Here is a 17,429-nt window from a genome sequence, read left to right as displayed (position 1 = left end):
GGCGGCGAAACCCCGGTTCGATCACCCCGCGCCCAGCCGGTCCAGCAGCATCCGCGCCGCCGCCTGCTCGGCCTGCCTCTTGACGCGTGCCTCGGCGCGCGCGCTCTCGCCGGTCGCGAGTTTCGCCTCGACCGTGAAGACCGGGGCGTGATCCGGCCCGGTCCGCGCCACCTCCGTGTAGCTCGGCGGGACCTGGCCGCGGGCCTGCGCCCATTCCTGCAGCGCGGTCTTCGCGTCGCGCGCATCCTCTTCCACCCGCGCCACGCGCCGGCCCCAGAGCCGCAACACCACCTCGCGCGCCGCCTCGAAGCCGGCATCGAGATAGACCGCCGCGATCACCGCCTCCATCGCGTCGCCCAGAAGCGCCTGCTTGCGCCGGCCGCCCGTCGCCATCTCGGATTTGCCCAGCCGCAGCACAGCGCCTATGTCGATCTCCCGGGCCACCTCGGCGCAGGTTTCCTTGCGCACCAGCGCGTTGAACCGGGGGGCGAGCTGACCCTCGCGCGCGGTTTCGTCCTGTGCGAGCAGCGCCTCGGACATGACAAGGCCAAGCACCCGGTCGCCGAGGAATTCGAGACGCTGGTTGTCGGGTCGTGTCGGCGAGGACAGCGAGGAATGCGTCAACGCGCGCCGCAGGAGATCGGGATCGGCGAAGGCGTGGCCCAGCCGGCCGCAGAACTCCTCCAGATCCCGCGCGAGCGCCAAGGCGCCTACTCGATCGCTTCGAAGAACCGGTCGGCGCGCCACGTCCAGAAATAGACCATCCGCCGTCCGGCCGAGGAGAAGATCACCCGGTCCGCACGTCCGAGCAGGTTTTCCATCGGCACGAAGCCCACGCCCCCGATCGACTGCGGGAACCGCGAATCGACCGAGTTGTCACGGTTGTCGCCCATGACGAAGACCGAGCCCTCGGGCACCACGTATTCCGGCGTGTTGTCGCCGCGGCTGCCGTCCTCGATGTTAAGGATCGAGTGGGTCACACCGCCCGGAAGCTCCTCGGTGAAGCGTTCCTTCTCGCAGGTGCCGCCCTCGCCGACCGGCGCGTTGGAACAGCGCGGCAGGTGTCCGGCGGGTCCCTGGCGGCCGTATTCCTCCTCGAAGGGCGCCTCCGGGGTCACGAGCGCGGGCTCGCCGTTGATGTAGAGAAGCCCCTCGCGGACCTGCACCGTATCGCCCGGCAGGCCGATCACCCGCTTGATGAAGTCCTGCCCGTTGACCGGGTGGCGGAACACCACCACATCGCCGCGCTCGGGGTCCGAGCCGAAGATGCGGCCCGAGAAGGGGCACATCGAGAAGGGGCAGGAATGGCGCGAATAGCCGTAGGCCATCTTGTTGACGAACAGGAAGTCACCGATCAGCAGCGTGTCCTTCATCGAGCCCGACGGAATCCAGAAGGGCTGAAAGAACAGGGTCCGGAAGATACCCGCGATCAGAAGCGCGTAGACGACGGTCTTTACCGTCTCCCAGATGCCGTCTTTCTTGGCTTGTGCTGCCATGGGGATTTCTCGCCTTCGCTGCCTGCCTCGTCCGACCCTGCGCGGGGATTGCGCGCCTCGGACCCGATGGGGCGGTTCATGGGCCGGGGCGGTCGGGGTGTCAAGCGACGCTCAGGTCAGCTTGCGCCGCGACACCGGACCGATCTGCGGCCGCGCGCCAGCTTCGGCCTCGGGAACCGCGTCGATCACGACGAAGGCCTGCGCCCAGGGATGGTCGTCCGTGAGGCTGACATGGATCGTGGCGACGAAGCCCTCGGGGGTCATCTGGTCGAGCCGTTCACGCGCCCAGCCCGTGACCTCCATCACCGGTTGACCTGACGGAAGGTTGGTCACGGCCATGTCCTTCCAGGCGATCCCCATCCGCAGCCCGGTCCCCAGTGCCTTTGAGCAGGCTTCCTTCGCGGCCCATCGCTTGGCGTAGGTGGAGGCGGGGTCCTTCATCCGCTCGGCGCGGCCCTGCTCGGTCGGTGTGAAGACCCTGTCGCGGAACCGGTCGCCGAAGCGATCCAGCGCACGCTGGATTCGCTCGATATTCGCGAGGTCGGTACCGATGCCGAGGATCATCTCCCGCCCCGTCGCGTCACTCGTGCCGCGCCGTCACGGTGGCCGTGGCCCGGTTGATCACCACGACGAGGGGCGACATCACGCTGCCTGTGCCGTCGTAGCGCCCGGCCAGCAAGCTCACGACAAGGCCGACCGCCGGATCGTAGGACGCCGTCAGGTCCTCCATGCGCAGGCCGGAAAACCCCATGCCATCCGACGCCGATACCAGCGCACAAATCGGGAAGGGTTCGGACTCGACGAAGAAATCCACCATCAGGTGCGCCGAGCAGCAGGCCGGTTCGGCCGTGTCGAGTCCGATGACGCGGACATCGCCATTGGCGAAACTCCGCACCGAAACCTCGGGCGGCATCATCAGGTTGCGGGCGTTCGCCTCCCAGGTCTCACAATCGCGCACGGTTTGCGCTGCGGCCGGGAACGCCACGGACAGGGCCGCGACTATGGCGGCGAGGACAGATCGCTTCATGGTTCTCCGGGTCTGGTCGGAGCTTCGACTGCCACGACCCTCTCCTATTCCCGTGCGGATCGCAATGGCCGCACTTGCCGCGGCGCTGCGGGGTCAGGCGATGCGGGTGGTGAGGATCTTGAGCGCGGCCGCCCCGAACAAGGCGGCAAAGGCCAGTTCGAACCAGCGGCCGAGACGGCGATACCCCGCCGCCACTCCCGGAGCCGAAAACAGGACGCCGTAACCCAGGAAGATCGCCAGGGAGACCGCGACGAGCGACAGGTAGACCGTCAGGAGATCGTCCATGGCCGCGCCGGGCGGCACAAGCACGGCGAAGACCGCGCCCCAGCCGAAGATCGGCTTGGGGTTCGTCAGATGGATCAGGAGGCCGCGCCAGAAGGGCGGCAGGCCCCGGTTGCGCGCAGCCGCCTCTGTGCGGGCCACCGCCGGACGCAGCGCCGCGCGCAGCGACTTCAGCGCCAGGTACATCAGGTAGGCCGCGCCGAGATAGCGGAGCACTTCCACGATCCAGGCCTGAGAGAGCATCAGCGCGCTCATGCCCAGCATGGCCGCCATCCCCCAGAAGGCAGAGCCGGCCAGAACCCCGGCGCCGGTCAGCACCCCGTTGCGGCGGCCCCCGCCCATCGCGGCGGCGGCGATCGTCACCGTGGCCGGCCCCGGACTTGCCGCTCCGACGGCCCAGGCGAGCAGGACCAGTGCGAACTCCAAGCCTGTCATGCGCGGGCGGCGTCCATCGCGCGCCGCATGCCGGCGATGGCCTCGGGCAGGCCGACGAAGACGGCCTCGCCGATCAGGAAATGTCCGATGTTGAGCTCGGCCACCTCGGGCAGGGCGGCAATGGGGCCGACCGTGTCGTAGGTCAGCCCGTGGCCCATGTGGACCTCGAGCCCAAGGTCGGCGGCCCGCTTCACGCCGTCGACCAGGCGCGCAAGCTCGGCGTCGCGGGCGGCGAAGTCGCCCTCGGCATGCAGGTCGCAATAGGCACCGGTGTGAAGCTCCACCACCGGCGCGCCGATCCGGTGCGAGGCCTCGATCTGCGCGGGATCGGCGGCGATGAACATGGAGACGCGGATCCCGGCCTCGCGCAGGGGGACGATGAAATCGGCGAGGCGGTTCTGGTCGCCGGCGACCTCCAGTCCTCCCTCGGTCGTCCGCTCCTCGCGCCGTTCGGGTACGATGCAGGCGGCGTGGGGCAGGTGATGCAGGGCGATGCCCCGCATCTCTTCGGTGGCGGCCATCTCGAAGTTCAGCGGGATCGTGATCGCCCCCATGATCGCGGCGATATCGGCATCGCGGATATGACGCCGGTCCTCGCGCAAGTGCGCCGTGATGCCGTCGGCGCCCGCCGCCTCGGCCACCTGGGCCGCGCGCACCGGATCGGGGAGCGCGCCACCGCGCGCATTCCTGAGCGTGGCGACATGGTCGATGTTCACGCCGAGCCTCAGCCTGTCCGTCATTGCCGTCTCCATGCGGGCCCTAGCCCCCGTCCGTCGCGCCGGCCTGGCGGCGCAGCTTGTCCATCTTCTTTCGCAGTCTCAACGCGCGCCGCTTCTGGTAGGCGCGGATCACCGGCACGCTGAGGTAGTAGCAGATCAACCCACAGATAACGCCCGGGATGATCCCGCCCACGAGCCACGGAAAGAAAACATCGTGGTAGAAGACGCCGAGCTCATGCCAGTGCGCGCGCTCGGGCGTGAAGATGGCGAGGAAGTTGTGCCACAGGTCGCCGGCGGCTCCGCCGAACTTGGCGAAGACCGATTCGTCCACCTCGCCCCGCGGGCTGGTGCCGAGCAGGAAATGCCCGGTCTGAAGAGAGATCACCGCGATCGGCACATAGGTGAGCGGGTTGCCGATGAACGTCGCCAGAAGCGCGGCCAGGATCGATCCGCGCATGACCTTCGCAAGAAGCGCCGCCACGAGGAAGTGCAGCCCGAAGAGCGGTGTGAAGACGGTGACCGCGCCCGCGAAGATGCCGCGTGCAATCTGTTCGGGGGTGCCGGGCAGACGGCGGAGGCGGTGCTGCACGTACTGGAAGGCACGGCCCCAGCCGCCGCGCGGCCACAAGAACCGCGCGAGCACCTCGATCCACGGTCGTTGGTCTCTTCGCTTGAAGACCACCGCCTGCCCTTCCCTTCGCCCTGTGCCCGGCTTCGTGCCCCCACGACGCCTGCCGTATCAACCACGCCGCCCGATCAGGGGCGCCGGTCCAGGTCGCGGAACCGCTGCACCGCTGCCACGTCGCTGTCTGCCTCGACGGCCATCATGACGGCGTGAAGGTGTTCCGCGTCACGCACATCCACATCAATGAGAATCCGGTAGAAATCCGGTTTCCTGTCCATGAAGTGCAAGTCGGAGATATTGGCGTTCTGCTCACCGATCAATGTGCAGATGCGTCCCAGCACACCCTTTTCGTTCGACATGGTGACATCGACGGTCACGTTGTGAACGGGCGCGTGGCGGCCATCGGTCCAGTGCAGGTCGATCCAGCGCTCGGGCATCGCGTCGAAGGCGGCAAGCGCCTCGCAGTCGATGGCGTGCACCACCGGGCCCTTGCCGGGATAGGTGATGCCGACGATCCGCTCGCCCGGAACGGCCTGACAGCATTGGGCGCGGCGTGTCACGGCACCCGGCGGCAGCCCGATCACGGCGCGCCGGGCCTCGACCTCGCCCTCGTCCTCGACCTGCGCCAGCTCGGGGTAGAGCGCACCGACAACCGCGCGCGCCGACAGTTCGGCCGAGCCGATGCGCGCCAGGACTTCGTCCCCGCCTTCGAGGTTCAGCGTGCGCGCGGCCGTGGCCAGGGCCTTGTCCGTCGACTTCTTGCCGACATGCTCGAAGGCCACGCGCGCAAGCTCGCGACCGAGCTTGATGTAGCGTTCGCGGTCGACCTCGCGCAGGTTGCGGCGGATCGCGGCCTTGGCCCGACCCGTCACCGCGATGTCGAGCCACGTCGCCTGCGGCGTCTGGCCCTCGGCGGTCAGGATCTCGACGGACTGTCCGTTCTTCAGCCGCGTCCAGAGCGGCACGCGCAACCCGTCCAGCCGCGCACCGACGCAGGAATGCCCGATCCGCGTGTGGATCGAATAGGCGAAGTCGATGGGCGTCGCGCCCTTCGGCAGCTTCACCACGTCGCCCTTGGGCGTGAAACAGAAGACCTGGTCGGAATACATCTCGAGCTTGACGTGCTCGAGGAACTCGTCGTGGTCCTCGGCGTTCTCGAAGCGCTCGGTCAGGCTTTCGAGCCATTTCGCCGGATCGACGGCAAAAGGGTTCTGCGTGCGCACGCCGTCGCGGTAGGCCCAGTGCGCCGCGACGCCCGCTTCGGCGACCTCGTGCATCTGGCGGGTGCGGATCTGCACCTCCACCTGTTTGCCGTCGCGGCCCGAGACCGTGGTGTGGATAGAGCGGTAACCGTTCGATTTCGGCTGGCTGATGTAGTCCTTGAACCGCCCCGGAACCGCGCGCCAGCGCTGGTGGATCGCGCCCAGCACGCGGTAGCAGTCATCCTCGCTCGAGGTGATGACGCGGAAACCGTAGATGTCCGAAAGGCGCGAGAAGGCGAGTTGCTTCTCCTGCATCTTGCGCCAGATCGAGAAGGGTTTCTTGGCGCGGCCGAAAACGTCGGCCTTCACGCCGTGCTTCTCCAGCACCGTCTCGATGTCGTCGGTGATCTTCGGGATGACGTCGCCGGTTTCCTTCTGCAGCGTGATGAAGCGGCGGATGATCGAGGCGCGGGCATCGGGGTTCAGGACCCGGAAGGACAGGTCCTCCAATTCCTCGCGCATCCACTGCATGCCCATCCGTCCGGCAAGCGGCGCGAAGATATCCATGGTCTCATGCGCCTTCTTCGCCTGCTTCTCGGGCGGCATGTGGCGGATCGTGCGCATGTTGTGGAGGCGGTCGGCCAGCTTCACCAGGATCACGCGCAGGTCCTTGGACATCGCCATGAACAGCTTGCGGAAGTTCTCGGCCTGCTTGGTCTCGCGGCTGGACAGCTCGAGGTTGGTGAGTTTCGTCACCCCGTCGACCAGTTCGGCGACATCGGTGCCGAATTCCGCCGCGATCTCGGAATAGGTGCCCTTGGTGTCCTCGATCGTGTCGTGCAGAAGCGCGGTCATGATCGTGGCGTCGTCCAGCCGCTGCTCGGTCAGGATGGCGGCAACGGCGACGGGATGCGTGAAATAGGGCTCGCCCGAATGGCGCTTCTGGCCCTCGTGCATGCGGCGGGCATAGTCATAGGCGCCGCGGATCAGCGCCTCGTTCGTTTTCGGATTGTAGTTCCTGACCAGGCTCAGCAGGTCGTCGGCATCGATCATCTACTGGGCCGTCATCCCATGATCGGCCGGACACCCCGGCCGGGTTACTTTTGCGACTGCGCTTCCATCATGGCGCGCAGAAGCTGCTCGTCATCCATGGTGTCATCCACGGGACGGTCGCGCTCCACGCCCTGGAGGAGGGCCATCGCATCCTCTTCGGGCTCGTCCACCTCGATCTGGGTCTGGTGGCTTTCGATCAGGCGCTCGCGCAGGTCCGCGGCGCCCTGGGTCTCCTCGGCGATCTCACGAAGCGCGACGACGGGGTTCTTGTCGTTGTCGCGGTCGATCGTGAGTGGCGACCCCTCGGCGATCTCGCGCGCACGGTGCGCCGCAAGCATTACCAGCTCGAAGCGATTGGGAACCTTGTCGACGCAGTCTTCAACGGTGACGCGGGCCATGGAGATCCTCCGGATCGGGTCGGGTGCACGAAGAAAGCTCCATCTAAGGGGACACGCCCCCGATGACAAGGCGATTCTGCCCAGCGCCCACAGCCGTCTCAGTCCCCGTCAGGTAGCGGGACCACCCCTTCCAGCGCGTCCGGCGCCAGGGCCGCAAGCAACTCCGACGCATCCTTGCCCAGCACCGGGTGCCTCCAGTCGCCAGCCACTTCCGCAAGCGGAGCCAGGACGAAGCCGCGCTCGGCGAGGCGCGGATGCGGCAGGATCAGGCGATCGGGCGTCACGCTCGCCGCCTCCTGCGGTGAAAGGCCGGCCCAGCGGTCGAATTCGGCACGGTCCGGCAGGACCATGTCACCGAGCGCGAGGAGGTCGAGATCCATGATGCGCGCCTCCCATCGGGCCGACCGCGACCGGCCGAAGGCCAACTCGATCCCGTGCAGCAGCGACAGGAGCGCCTCGGCGTCCCCCGACCAGTCGAATGCGACGGCCGAATTGACGAACGCCGGGCCCGCCCCGGGCGGATAGGCGGGAGTTTGCCAAAGGCGACTGCGCGCCAGCGTGACGCCGCTGCGCGCTTCAAGCATGTCCATAGCCGCGGAAACTGCTGTTTTCGGAGGCATTCCGCCGGATGGAAGGTTGGCTCCGAAGGCAACAAGTGCTCGTTTCGCCAATCGGTTGGATTTGTTTCCTTGCACCTTTTTGACAATCATTTATTTTCTGCGCAATTGCGTGGTCGGTCACTAGGCTCACTCCCTAGGTAGTTTTCACCGGCGACGCCAGATTGGTCATGGGAATTATGAATGTTCTACCGGGATGAACGGTTGGCGCTCTTCATCGATGGGTCCAACCTATACGCGGCAGCCAAGGCGCTCGCGTTTGACATCGATTACAAGCTTCTGCGGCAGGAATTCATGCAGCGCGGCAAGCTTCTGCGTGCCTTCTACTACACGGCGCTTCTGGAAAACGACGATTACTCGCCGATCCGGCCGCTGGTGGACTGGCTGCATTACAACGGCTTCACCATGGTTACGAAGCCCGCCAAGGAGTTCACGGACTCAAGCGGGCGCCGCAAGGTGAAGGGCAACATGGACATCGAGCTTACGGTCGATGCCATGGAGATGGCCGAACACGTCGATCATATCGTGCTGTTCTCGGGCGATGGCGACTTCAAGCCGCTGGTCGAGGCGCTTCAGCGTCGCGGCGTGCGCGTCTCGGTCGTGTCCACGATCCGGTCCCAGCCGCCGATGATCGCCGACGACCTCCGCCGTCAGGCCGACAACTTCATCGAGCTCGATGAATTGAAGGACGTCATCGGCCGTCCCCCGCGGGAGCCGCGCTATGACCGGGCTCGCGACGAGGCCACCGTCGAGGAATGATGCGCCATCCGGAGCGGGCTTTTGCCCGCCTCCGGGGCAGTCGCATCGCGCCTTGCCTCAATCATGACTGACCCTGCGGCCACGCGGCCTTCGGGAGCGTGGGTCGTTTCTGTGGGCATCGTGAACACACCGCCTTCCGTGTCGGATCCATCGCCGGCGCGCATTCAGACCCTGCGGAATACCGACACCTGGAAACGCTGGGCGGCCCCCGAGGGCGTGCGATGCACGTGGCGTTCCGAAGCGACTGGCAGGAAGGCGCCCGGCACTTCCGCCGCGACCTCCGCCGCGAGGTCTTCGGATGACCGCCGCTGCACGGGCAGGCCCGAGCAGATTTCAGGGCCATCCTCGGCGAAGGTCGCGACGATGGCATGGCCTCCCGGGATCAGGGCATCCGCCATCGTCCTGAAATAGGCTTGTCGCGCCGTGGCGTCGGTCAGGAAGTGAAACGCCGCCCGGTCGTGCCACACGGCCACCTGGTGATCCGGCGTCCAGTCCGTCACATCGACCTCGATCCAGTGCACCCCCGCGGCGCGGGCGCCCAGCCGTGCCTGACTGGCGGCAAGCGCCGATCCGGCGATGTCCAGCACGCCCAGCGACCTGTACCCGCGCGCCAGAAGGGCATCGACAAGGCGCGATGCGCCGCCGCCCACGTCGAGGATCGCATCCTCGGGCCCGGCGAGCGCCTCGATCAGCCGGAGCGAAAGCGCGGGCTCCGCCTCGAACCAGGAAAGGTCTATCTCGGAGCGCTCGGCGTAGACCCGCTCCCAATGATCCTTGCGCGTGCTCACCGGTCCCGATCCATGGCGTCGCGGGCATTCACTTCGTTGTGGATCTCGACGATCTCGTCGGGCCAGGTGGACTTGATGTAGCTCAGCACCGCGACGAGTTCGTCCGCGCTCAGCCGCTCGCCGAAGCCGCCCATGTCGCTCCGGTAGCCGCCACCCACGATCGCCTCGGTGCCGAGCGCGGTGATGGCCAGCAACAGGCGGTCGGGATGATGCCACGTGTGGCCGGTCTCGTCATGCGGCGGCGCGGGCAGGCGGCCGTTGCTCAGTCGCACCTGCCAGTCGGGTTGCCCCTCAAGCTCCGCGCCGTGGCAGGCGGCGCATTCGGCCTCGTAGACGCCGGCGCCAAGCGCCACCATGTCGGCATCCTGCCAGCGCAGGATCTGCCCCGGCAGCATGTCCTGCGCGGCGGCGGGATGCGCGAGGGCGACCCAGCCCATGCCGACCACGGCAAATATTTTCCGCATCGGATTGTTCCCTCCGTCAGCCTTCTGGATCTTCCTGTCACCTTCCCCCTGCTGGAAGGCAAGACCCGGGGTGGACGCAAAGCTGGGAAAGTCCTACCTCTGGTTGCAATCCACGGACACGCCAGCGCCGAGCGAATGACCATGACCAAGCCGCCTCTCACCGTCTATCTCGCTGCGCCGCGCGGCTTCTGCGCCGGTGTCGACCGGGCCATCAAGATCGTGGAGATGGCGTTGGAGAAGTGGGGGGCGCCCGTTTTCGTCCGCCACGAGATCGTCCACAACAAGTTCGTGGTCGACGATCTCAAGGCCAAGGGAGCGGTCTTCGTCGAGGAACTCGACGACTGCCCGAACGACCGCCCGGTGATCTTCTCGGCCCATGGCGTCCCGAAGGCGGTGCCGGCCGAGGCTGCACGGCGCGAGATGATCTACGTCGACGCGACCTGCCCATTGGTGTCGAAGGTCCATATCGAGGCTGCGCGCCACCACGAGAACGGTCTTCAGATGATCATGATCGGCCATGCGGGCCACCCCGAGACGATCGGGACGATGGGCCAGCTGCCCGAGGGAGAGGTCCTGCTGGTCGAGACCGTGGACGACGTCGCGATCGTCGAGGTCCGCGACCCCGCACGGCTCGCCTTCGTCACCCAGACGACGCTTAGCGTCGACGACACCGCCGACATCGTGGCGGCGTTGCAGGCGCGATTCCCGGCCATCGTCGGCCCGCACAAGGAAGACATCTGTTACGCCACCACCAACCGTCAGGAGGCGGTGAAGGCGATGGCGCCCATGGCCGACGCGATGCTGGTCGTGGGGGCACCGAACTCCTCCAACTCCAGGCGGCTCGTCGAGGTCGGCGCGAAGGCCGGCTGCGCCTATGCGCAACTCGTGCAACGCGCCGCCGATATCGACTGGCGCGCGCTGGAGGGGATCGCGACGCTCGGCATCACCGCCGGCGCCTCGGCGCCGGAAGTCCTGGTGAACGAGGTGATCGACGCCTTCCGCGATCGATACGACGTGACGGTCGAACTGGTCGAAACCGCCAAGGAAGATGTGGAGTTCAAGGTCCCGCGCGTCCTGCGCGTCCCGGCCTGAGTCACCGGCGCTGGACGGCTTCATCACGTTCGACGCGGTCGTGGACCCCCTGGAGTGGGGCCGAACCTACACGATCGTCCGTCTTCCGCCGGAGGTCGCCGACGCGCTTGGCGATGCCCGCCGCGTGGAGGGCGAGTTCGCGGAACATCCCGTCAATCTCGCGATCACCCGCGCGCCCGTAGTGGATGGACCCTTCCTCTGGGCGGGCAAATCGCTGCTCGACCGCGCGGGGCTGATCCCCGGGCAGGTCTTCGAGGCGCGGCTCCGGCCCGCGCCCGACGACGCGGTGGAGACGCCGAAGGACCTCTTCAATGCGCTCCGCTCGGGCGGCGTCCTCGACGTGTGGGAGGCGTTGACACCCGGCAAGCGGCGGGGCCTCATCTACCGCATCGAGACCGCCAAGAAGCCCGAGACACGGGCGAAGCGGATCACCGAGCTCGTTTCCGGGCTCGCCACCGGAGAGTGACCCGATGCTGAGCCTGCAGTTCCTCGTCACCGCCTTCGTGGTGGTCATCGCGCCGGGAACGGGCGTCGTCTACACGCTCGCCATCGGGCTCGGGCGCGGGCGCGCCGCCTCCATCTGGGCCGCGTTCGGCTGCACTGTCGGGATCGTTCCGCACCTTCTGGCCGCGACGCTGGGCCTGGCCGCCGTCCTCCATACCTCGGCCGTGCTTTTCAACGTCGTGAAGATCGCCGGCGTCGCCTACCTCCTCTGGCTCGCCTGGAGCGCGCTCATGTCCGGGGGCGCGATGCGGGTCGAGCCGCGCAACCAGGCGGAGGCGGGATGGGTCACGGCGCGGCGCGGCGCGCTCATCAACATCCTGAATCCGAAGCTCTCGATCTTCTTCCTCTCGCTCCTGACGCCCTTCCTGTCGGGGAACCCCGAAACCGCGACGGCGGAGATCCTGCTTCTGGGCGGCGTCTTCATGGCGATGACCTTCGCGGTCTTCGTCCTCTACGGCCTTTTCGCCGCGACCGCGCGCGATTGGCTGCTGGCCAGCGAGCGCGCGATGCGCTGGCTGAACCGTGGCTTCGCGCTGGCCTTCGCGGCGCTGGCGGGCCGCCTCGCGCTGGAACGGGCCTGAGGGCCTTGCCGCCCCGGTCGCTCCGGGGCAGATAGGGCGCATGACGCGCATACCCGCATCGCCGCTCCTGCTTGGGCTTGCCGGCCTTCTGCCCTTCGCATGGGGGGCGGCGACGACACTCTGGCCGGGCCTCGCCACGCCGCTGGCGGGCGTCCTTCCGGGGCGTTTCTTCGGCCCGGCGGTGATGCAGATCTACGGCATCGTCATCCTGTCCTTCATGGCCGGCGTGATCTGGGGCGTCGGCACACGGGCGGAGGGCAGCCGGGCGGGCCTTTTCTATGCCCTGTCCGTGCTTCCTCCGATCTGGGCCTTCTTCACTGCGACCGGGGCGACAGGCCCGGCGCTGATCGCGCTGATCGGCGGGTTCGTGGCACTCCTGCCGATCGACTGGACGGCTGCGCGTGCGGGTCTGGCACCCGGCTGGTGGATGTCGCTGCGTCTTCTGCTGACCACCATCGTGGTCCTTTGCCTCGCCGTCGGGCTCGGGACGGCGCCGTGAGTACCGACGCCGAAACGCTGAAGGTCTACGCCGCCAACGCCGACCGCTACGGTGCGCTGGCGGCCTCGGAGTCCGAGGCACGGAGCCTTGCGGCCTTCCTCGACCGCCTTGCAGACGGGGCGCATATCCTCGATCTCGGCTGCGGCCCCGGACATCATGCGGCCGCCATGATGGCGCGGGGGTTCCGGGTCAGCGCGTGGGACGCCTGCCCCGAATTCGTGGCCGATGCCCGCGCCCGTGGTGTCGAGGCCGAACTCAGGAGCTTCGACGACCTTACCGGTCAGGCTGTCTACGACGCGGTCTGGGCAAGCTTCAGCCTCCTGCACGCGCGGCGCGCGGACCTGCCCCGCCATCTTTCCGCCATCGGCCTTTCCCTGCGGCCCGGTGGTCACCTTTTCCTCGGGATGAAAACCGGGACCGGCGAGGGGCGCGACCGGCTTGGCCGGTTCTACACCTACGTCACCCGCCCCGAACTGGAGGGGCTCGTGGCCGATGCCGGTTTCCGTGTTCTCGACGTGTCCGAGGATGCCGCGCCGGGGCTTGCGGGAACGACCGATCCCTACATCCTCATGACGGCCCGCAATGCCTGAGCTTTTCGCCTATACCGACGGAGCGTGCTCCGGAAACCCCGGCCCCGGAGGCTGGGGCGCGCTCTTGCAGGCGAAGGACGGGGAGACCGTGCTGAAGGAACGCGAACTGAACGGCGGCGAGGCGGACACCACGAACAACCGGATGGAGCTTCTGGCCGCCATCGCCGCGCTCGAGGCGCTGGAGCGGCCCTCGAAGATCACCGTCGTCACCGACAGCGCCTATGTGAAGGGCGGGATCACGGCCTGGCTGCATTCGTGGAAGCGGAACGGCTGGAAGACGATGTCGAGAAAGCCGGTGAAAAACGAGGACCTCTGGCGCCGCCTGGAAGAGGCCGCCGCGCGCCACGACGTGACCTGGGAATGGGTGAAGGGCCATGCCGGCCATCCCGAGAACGAGCGCGCGGACGAACTGGCGCGCGCAGGCATGAAACCGTTCAAGTGAGCACGCTGGTCGCCCTCGACTACGCCGCCGCGCTGATCTTCGCGCTGTCGGGCGCGCTTGCGGCCAGCCGGGCGCAGCTCGACCTCGTGGGCTTCGCCTTTCTCGCAAGCCTCACCGCGCTCGGCGGCGGGACGGTGCGCGACCTCCTCCTCGACCGCAACCCGGTCTTCTGGATCGCGGATCCGACGCCGCTCGCCATCGCCTGCGGCGCGGCTGTCGTCGTGTTCTTCACCGCACACCTTCTCGAAAGCCGTCAGACGGTGCTGACATGGCTCGACGCGCTTGCGCTGCCGATTGCCGTGGCTGCCGGCGTGCGTGCCGCGACCGAGATGGAGCAGAGCGTGCCGATCGTCCTTCTCATGGGGATCGCCACGGGATGTTTCGGCGGGCTCCTGCGCGACATCGTGGCCAACGAGGTCCCGCTCCTGATCCGGCCGGGCAAGCTCTATGTGACTGCTGCACTGGCGGGCGGTGGCGCGGCGTTGATCGCGGGGGCATTGACGGACCACACCGGGGTCGCGCTTGCCGCCTGCATCTGCGTGACCTTCGCCCTGCGCGCCGGTTCGCTTGCCTTCGGCTGGCGCCTGCCAGTCTACAAGCCGCGCGCGCCCAGATCCTGAAGCCGCGCGGCTAGTCGAAGGTTCCCGTCACGCGGCCGAGCAGCATGAAGGCCCGCGCGGTGCGGGTGTCGGACAGCCGCGCCAGCTCCTCGTCGGAGGCGTGTTTCTCGAACTCCATCAGTGTCCGGTCGAAATGGCGCAGGAAGTGGTGGGCGGCGTCCCGAAAGACAGGGTCCTTCTTCATCCGCCCCGCCGCCAGAACCAGCGAGGAGCGATCGTAGATCCCGCCCAGCGCCGCCACAGCGCGCCCGCGCTCGCCCTGCGCGAAGCGGCGCCAGATCTCCGGGCGGGCGCGGTCGGGGCGCAGGTCGTCCATGTAGATGCCGTCCTGGCTGAGCAGCGTCAGCACATCCTGGCTGGCGCGCACGAGACGCTCGGTCGAGGGATCCTCGAGCGCGCGGCGCAGCGTACGGAACCCTTCCTTGTCGTGCTCGTTCTCGGGGAAGTTCATCGCCTTGATGAAATCCGCGACCGAGATCGGTTCGCGCAGATCCGGCTGGGCGAAGGCCAGCGCCGGCTGTGGCACCTCCGGGTCGGGGGCGGCGACCGCCGCGCGCGTCTCTGGCGGAGCCAGCGCGCGCAGTGACGTGAAGGTGGCGGGCTGTCCCTCGTCGCGTGCAAGCTGCGCGGCGACAAGATCCTCCAGCCGCCGCATGAGGTCGGGCTTCAGGTCGAGTGCGGCGCCCTGCTGCTGCTCGACATAGGCCACGCGCATCGCGTCGATCGAGGCCTGGAGGCGCGCCGCCTCCTGCCTCAGGGCGCGGGCGGTGCGCGCCGCAACGGCCGCGACCCAGATCAGGGCCACCGGCAGAAGCACGGCAAGCACGGCGAGAACCGACCGCGCAAGGCCGCCCGCGCCACCGCCGTCCTCTCCACCGCCGAAGCCGAAGAACAGCACCGACAGAAGCCAGATCAGCGTCAGCGCACCGGCGACGATCTCGATGACCGTGATCCGCGGCTCCCGCTCCGCCCGGGCGTAGAGGCCGAGCTCGAGCGGGGAGGGCTTGCGGTCGTCTGGCATGGGGCAGCGTGGCCTTCGGTCGGGTCGCTTGGCGAGGCTGGGCGGAGGCCGCCCTCAGACGTAGGAGACGCTGACGATCTCGTAGTCCTTGGCACCGCCCGGCGTGCGCACCTCGACGCTATCGCCCTCCTCCTTGCCGATCAAGGCACGGGCGAGCGGCGAATTGATGTTGAGCAGGCCCTTCTCGATGTTGGCCTCCGCCTCGCCGACGATCTGGTAGGTCCGCTCGGCGTCGTCCTCGTCCACCAGAACGACGGTCGCACCGAACTTGATCGGCCCCGAGAGCGTCTTGGGGTCGATGACCTGCGCCAGCGCGATCATCGCCTCGAGCTCCTTGATGCGGCCCTCGATGAAGGACTGCTTTTCCTTGGCCGAGTGATACTCGGCGTTCTCCGAGAGGTCGCCATGCGCCCGCGCTTCCGCAATCGCCTGGATGATGGCCGGGCGCTCGACGGACTTAAGCTGCTTTAGCTCGCCGTTAAGGGCCCTGTGGCCCGCGGGGGTCATCGGAATCTTGTCCATGGGATCCTGTCGCAGAAGACCTGTTCCGACCGCTTGAGATGCGGCCCTGAGACGCAGACGGTAAGCACGAAAGACCGCCGGTTCAACCGGCTTTGCGGGGCGTGGCGGAAATCCCGCCCCGCCGGTTCAGCGCGCCTGGCCGTCCGCGGACACAAGCAACGCCGACGCGGGCGCGCCCACGTCGCGTGTCGGCTGCTCCGGCTCGCCATCGACGCCGCAGGCGGCGAGGAATGCGGCCAGCCCGAGAATGGGAAGAAGGCGGAACAACCCGCGCGGAACCTGGAGTGCCGTCATTGCTTCAGCCTTTCCGTCCAACGTGCGATTTGCGCACGAACCTGCACCGGCGCCGTGCCCCCGTAAGAGGTCCGGGAGGCGACCGAGTTGCGCACACCCAGTACATCGAAGACACCTTCGGTGACGCGCGGCTCGACGCCCTTCATGTCCTCCAGCGTCAGGTCCGGCAGGTCGCAGCCTTTGCCCTCGGCCATCGCGACCAGTGCGCCGGTAACATGATGCGCGTCCCGGAACGGCATGTCCAGTTCGCGCACCAGCCAGTCCGCGAGGTCCGTCGCGGTGGAGAAGCCCGAGGCGGCGGCGGCCTCGAGCGCGTCCACGTTCGCCGTCATGTCCCGCACCATCCCCTCCATCGCGGCCAGCGCCAGCATCAGCGTGTCGGCGGCGTCGAAGACCTGTTCCTTGTCTTCCTGCATGTCCTTCGAATAGGTCAGCGGCAGGCCCTTCATCACCGTGAGAAGCGCGACGTTCGCACCGAGGATCCGCCCGATCTTGGCGCGGATCAGCTCGGCCGCGTCGGGGTTCTTCTTCTGCGGCATGATGCTGGAACCGGTCGAGAAGCGGTCGGACAGGGTCACGAAGCGGAACTGGGCCGAGGTCCAGATCACCAGCTCCTCCGCCATGCGGGAAAGATGCATTGCGCAGATCGAGGCGGCGGCGAGGAATTCCAGCGCGAAGTCCCGGTCGGACACGGCGTCGAGCGAGTTGGCGCAGGGCGCGTCGAAACCCAGCGCCTTCGCCGTCATCTCCCTGTCGATGGGGAACGACGTTCCGGCCAGCGCCGCCGCGCCGAGGGGGCATTCGTTCATGCGGTTGCGCGCGTCGCGGAAGCGGGAGGCGTCGCGGCCGAACATCTCGACATAGGCCATCATGTGATGACCCCAGGTCACAGGCTGAGCGGTCTGCAGATGCGTGAAGCCCGGCATGATCCAGTCGGCGCCGGCCTCCGCCTGTCCCAGAAGCGCGCGCTGCAGCGCCTCCAGCCCGGTGATCGCGGCGTCCGTCTGCTCCCGCACCCAGAGACGGAAGTCGGTCGCCACCTGGTCGTTGCGGGACCGCGCGGTATGGAGGCGCCCGGCGGGTTCGCCCACGATCTCCTTCAGGCGGGCCTCCACGTTCATGTGGATGTCCTCAAGCGCGGTCGAAAAGGTGAATTCACCGCCCTCGATCTCTGACAAGACCGTGAGAAGCCCTTCCCGGATGGCCTCGGCGTCGCTATCCCTCAATATGCCCGTCTTCGCGAGCATCGCGGCATGGGCACGGGAGCCTTCGATGTCCTGGCGCGCCAGACGGCGGTCGAACCCGATCGAGGCGTTGATCGCCTCCATGATCGCGTCCGGCCCGGCGGCAAAGCGCCCGCCCCACATCGCGTTGGAACCCGTCTTGGTCATGTCTGAGC

At 67.8% G+C, this 17,429-nt stretch carries 24 protein-coding genes; 8 read left to right on the top strand and 16 right to left on the bottom strand.

From position 1 onward, the window contains the following. Positions 1-21: 21 nt before the first annotated feature. The 10 genes from rnc to folK form a co-directional block, all read right to left on the bottom strand. On the bottom strand, positions 22-705 hold the full coding sequence (rnc, locus tag N8I71_RS07025; RefSeq protein ID WP_262877230.1) for a ribonuclease III: 684 nt from the start codon (positions 703-705) through the stop codon (positions 22-24). A gap of 5 nt (positions 706-710) precedes the next feature. Next, complete coding sequence (lepB, locus tag N8I71_RS07020; protein WP_262877229.1) at positions 711-1,496, bottom strand: signal peptidase I; 786 nt, start codon at positions 1,494-1,496, stop codon at positions 711-713. Between the two features lie 111 nt (positions 1,497-1,607). Next, the gene (acpS, locus tag N8I71_RS07015; protein ID WP_262877228.1) at positions 1,608-2,060 is read right to left on the bottom strand and encodes a holo-ACP synthase; all 453 of its coding nucleotides are present in this window, start codon (positions 2,058-2,060) and stop codon (positions 1,608-1,610) included. 16 nt (positions 2,061-2,076) lie between these two features. Further along, a complete protein-coding gene (locus N8I71_RS07010) occupies positions 2,077-2,523 on the bottom strand; it encodes a hypothetical protein (RefSeq protein ID WP_262877227.1) in 447 nt (148 codons plus the stop codon). Between the two features lie 93 nt (positions 2,524-2,616). Beyond that, positions 2,617-3,240, bottom strand: coding sequence for a LysE family translocator (locus N8I71_RS07005; protein ID WP_262877226.1), 624 nt, complete (start codon positions 3,238-3,240; stop codon positions 2,617-2,619). Continuing rightward, positions 3,237-3,980 carry a pyridoxine 5'-phosphate synthase gene (locus N8I71_RS07000; protein WP_262877225.1) on the bottom strand — a complete coding sequence of 248 codons (744 nt, stop codon included), beginning with the start codon at positions 3,978-3,980 and terminating at the stop codon, positions 3,237-3,239. The genes N8I71_RS07005 and N8I71_RS07000 overlap by 4 nt, the downstream gene beginning before the upstream one ends. Before the next feature lie 19 nt (positions 3,981-3,999). Continuing rightward, on the bottom strand, positions 4,000-4,641 hold the full coding sequence (locus N8I71_RS06995) for a DUF2062 domain-containing protein (RefSeq protein WP_262877224.1): 642 nt from the start codon (positions 4,639-4,641) through the stop codon (positions 4,000-4,002). 74 nt (positions 4,642-4,715) lie between these two features. Continuing rightward, entirely contained in the window at positions 4,716-6,839 is a 2,124-nt protein-coding gene (locus tag N8I71_RS06990) for a RelA/SpoT family protein (protein WP_262877223.1), read from the bottom strand. A gap of 44 nt (positions 6,840-6,883) precedes the next feature. Beyond that, a complete protein-coding gene (gene rpoZ / locus N8I71_RS06985; protein ID WP_262877222.1) occupies positions 6,884-7,237 on the bottom strand; it encodes a DNA-directed RNA polymerase subunit omega in 354 nt (117 codons plus the stop codon). A 98-nt stretch (positions 7,238-7,335) separates the two neighbouring features. Continuing rightward, entirely contained in the window at positions 7,336-7,947 is a 612-nt protein-coding gene (folK, locus tag N8I71_RS06980) for a 2-amino-4-hydroxy-6-hydroxymethyldihydropteridine diphosphokinase (protein WP_262877221.1), read from the bottom strand. Positions 7,948-8,037: 90 nt separating this feature from the next. Here folK and N8I71_RS06975 point away from each other — a divergent pair, with 90 nt between their 5' ends. Further along, positions 8,038-8,613: a LabA-like NYN domain-containing protein gene (locus tag N8I71_RS06975; protein ID WP_262877220.1), complete on the top strand. Its 576-nt coding sequence runs from the start codon at positions 8,038-8,040 to the stop codon at positions 8,611-8,613. Positions 8,614-8,777: 164 nt separating this feature from the next. On the opposite strand, the gene N8I71_RS06970 is transcribed toward N8I71_RS06975, so the two are convergent. Both N8I71_RS06970 and N8I71_RS06965 read right to left on the bottom strand, forming a co-directional pair. Next, positions 8,778-9,401 carry a class I SAM-dependent methyltransferase gene (locus N8I71_RS06970; RefSeq protein WP_262877219.1) on the bottom strand — a complete coding sequence of 208 codons (624 nt, stop codon included), beginning with the start codon at positions 9,399-9,401 and terminating at the stop codon, positions 8,778-8,780. Then, positions 9,398-9,865, bottom strand: coding sequence for a c-type cytochrome (locus tag N8I71_RS06965; protein WP_406676078.1), 468 nt, complete (start codon positions 9,863-9,865; stop codon positions 9,398-9,400). Before N8I71_RS06965 ends, N8I71_RS06970 begins: the two co-directional genes overlap by 4 nt. Positions 9,866-10,006: 141 nt before the next feature. Here N8I71_RS06965 and ispH point away from each other — a divergent pair, with 141 nt between their 5' ends. From ispH to N8I71_RS06930, 7 genes are read left to right on the top strand one after another with little or no spacing between them, the layout of a single operon-like run. Next, positions 10,007-10,957: a 4-hydroxy-3-methylbut-2-enyl diphosphate reductase gene (gene ispH / locus N8I71_RS06960; protein WP_262877248.1), complete on the top strand. Its 951-nt coding sequence runs from the start codon at positions 10,007-10,009 to the stop codon at positions 10,955-10,957. Positions 10,958-10,997: 40 nt separating this feature from the next. Continuing rightward, positions 10,998-11,423 carry a YdeI/OmpD-associated family protein gene (locus N8I71_RS06955; RefSeq protein WP_262877218.1) on the top strand — a complete coding sequence of 142 codons (426 nt, stop codon included), beginning with the start codon at positions 10,998-11,000 and terminating at the stop codon, positions 11,421-11,423. 4 nt (positions 11,424-11,427) lie between these two features. Further along, positions 11,428-12,042, top strand: coding sequence for a LysE family translocator (locus N8I71_RS06950; protein WP_262877217.1), 615 nt, complete (start codon positions 11,428-11,430; stop codon positions 12,040-12,042). Between the two features lie 40 nt (positions 12,043-12,082). Continuing rightward, on the top strand, positions 12,083-12,541 hold the full coding sequence (locus tag N8I71_RS06945) for a DUF3429 domain-containing protein (protein WP_262877216.1): 459 nt from the start codon (positions 12,083-12,085) through the stop codon (positions 12,539-12,541). Further along, entirely contained in the window at positions 12,538-13,131 is a 594-nt protein-coding gene (locus tag N8I71_RS06940; protein WP_262877215.1) for a class I SAM-dependent DNA methyltransferase, read from the top strand. The genes N8I71_RS06945 and N8I71_RS06940 overlap by 4 nt, the downstream gene beginning before the upstream one ends. Continuing rightward, entirely contained in the window at positions 13,124-13,573 is a 450-nt protein-coding gene (gene rnhA / locus N8I71_RS06935; protein WP_262877214.1) for a ribonuclease HI, read from the top strand. Before N8I71_RS06940 ends, rnhA begins: the two co-directional genes overlap by 8 nt. Continuing rightward, positions 13,570-14,193 (top strand): trimeric intracellular cation channel family protein, encoded by a 624-nt coding sequence (locus tag N8I71_RS06930; RefSeq protein WP_262877213.1) that lies wholly within the window; start codon positions 13,570-13,572, stop codon positions 14,191-14,193. The genes rnhA and N8I71_RS06930 overlap by 4 nt, the downstream gene beginning before the upstream one ends. Before the next feature lie 10 nt (positions 14,194-14,203). Here N8I71_RS06930 and N8I71_RS06925 read toward each other — a convergent pair whose 3' ends face one another. The 4 genes from N8I71_RS06925 to argH form a co-directional block, all read right to left on the bottom strand. Next, on the bottom strand, positions 14,204-15,214 hold the full coding sequence (locus N8I71_RS06925) for a hypothetical protein (protein WP_262877212.1): 1,011 nt from the start codon (positions 15,212-15,214) through the stop codon (positions 14,204-14,206). Positions 15,215-15,268: 54 nt separating this feature from the next. Next, positions 15,269-15,736 carry a transcription elongation factor GreA gene (greA, locus tag N8I71_RS06920; protein ID WP_262877211.1) on the bottom strand — a complete coding sequence of 156 codons (468 nt, stop codon included), beginning with the start codon at positions 15,734-15,736 and terminating at the stop codon, positions 15,269-15,271. A gap of 126 nt (positions 15,737-15,862) precedes the next feature. Beyond that, on the bottom strand, positions 15,863-16,030 hold the full coding sequence (locus N8I71_RS06915) for a hypothetical protein (RefSeq protein ID WP_262877210.1): 168 nt from the start codon (positions 16,028-16,030) through the stop codon (positions 15,863-15,865). After that, positions 16,027-17,421 (bottom strand): argininosuccinate lyase, encoded by a 1,395-nt coding sequence (gene argH, locus N8I71_RS06910; protein ID WP_262877209.1) that lies wholly within the window; start codon positions 17,419-17,421, stop codon positions 16,027-16,029. Before argH ends, N8I71_RS06915 begins: the two co-directional genes overlap by 4 nt. Positions 17,422-17,429 lie beyond the last annotated feature (8 nt).

The sequence above is a fragment of the Roseicyclus sediminis genome (assembly GCF_025515305.1).
Classification (GTDB): domain Bacteria; phylum Pseudomonadota; class Alphaproteobacteria; order Rhodobacterales; family Rhodobacteraceae; genus Roseibacterium; species Roseibacterium sediminis.
This window is presented reverse-complemented; position numbering and strand designations above follow the sequence as displayed.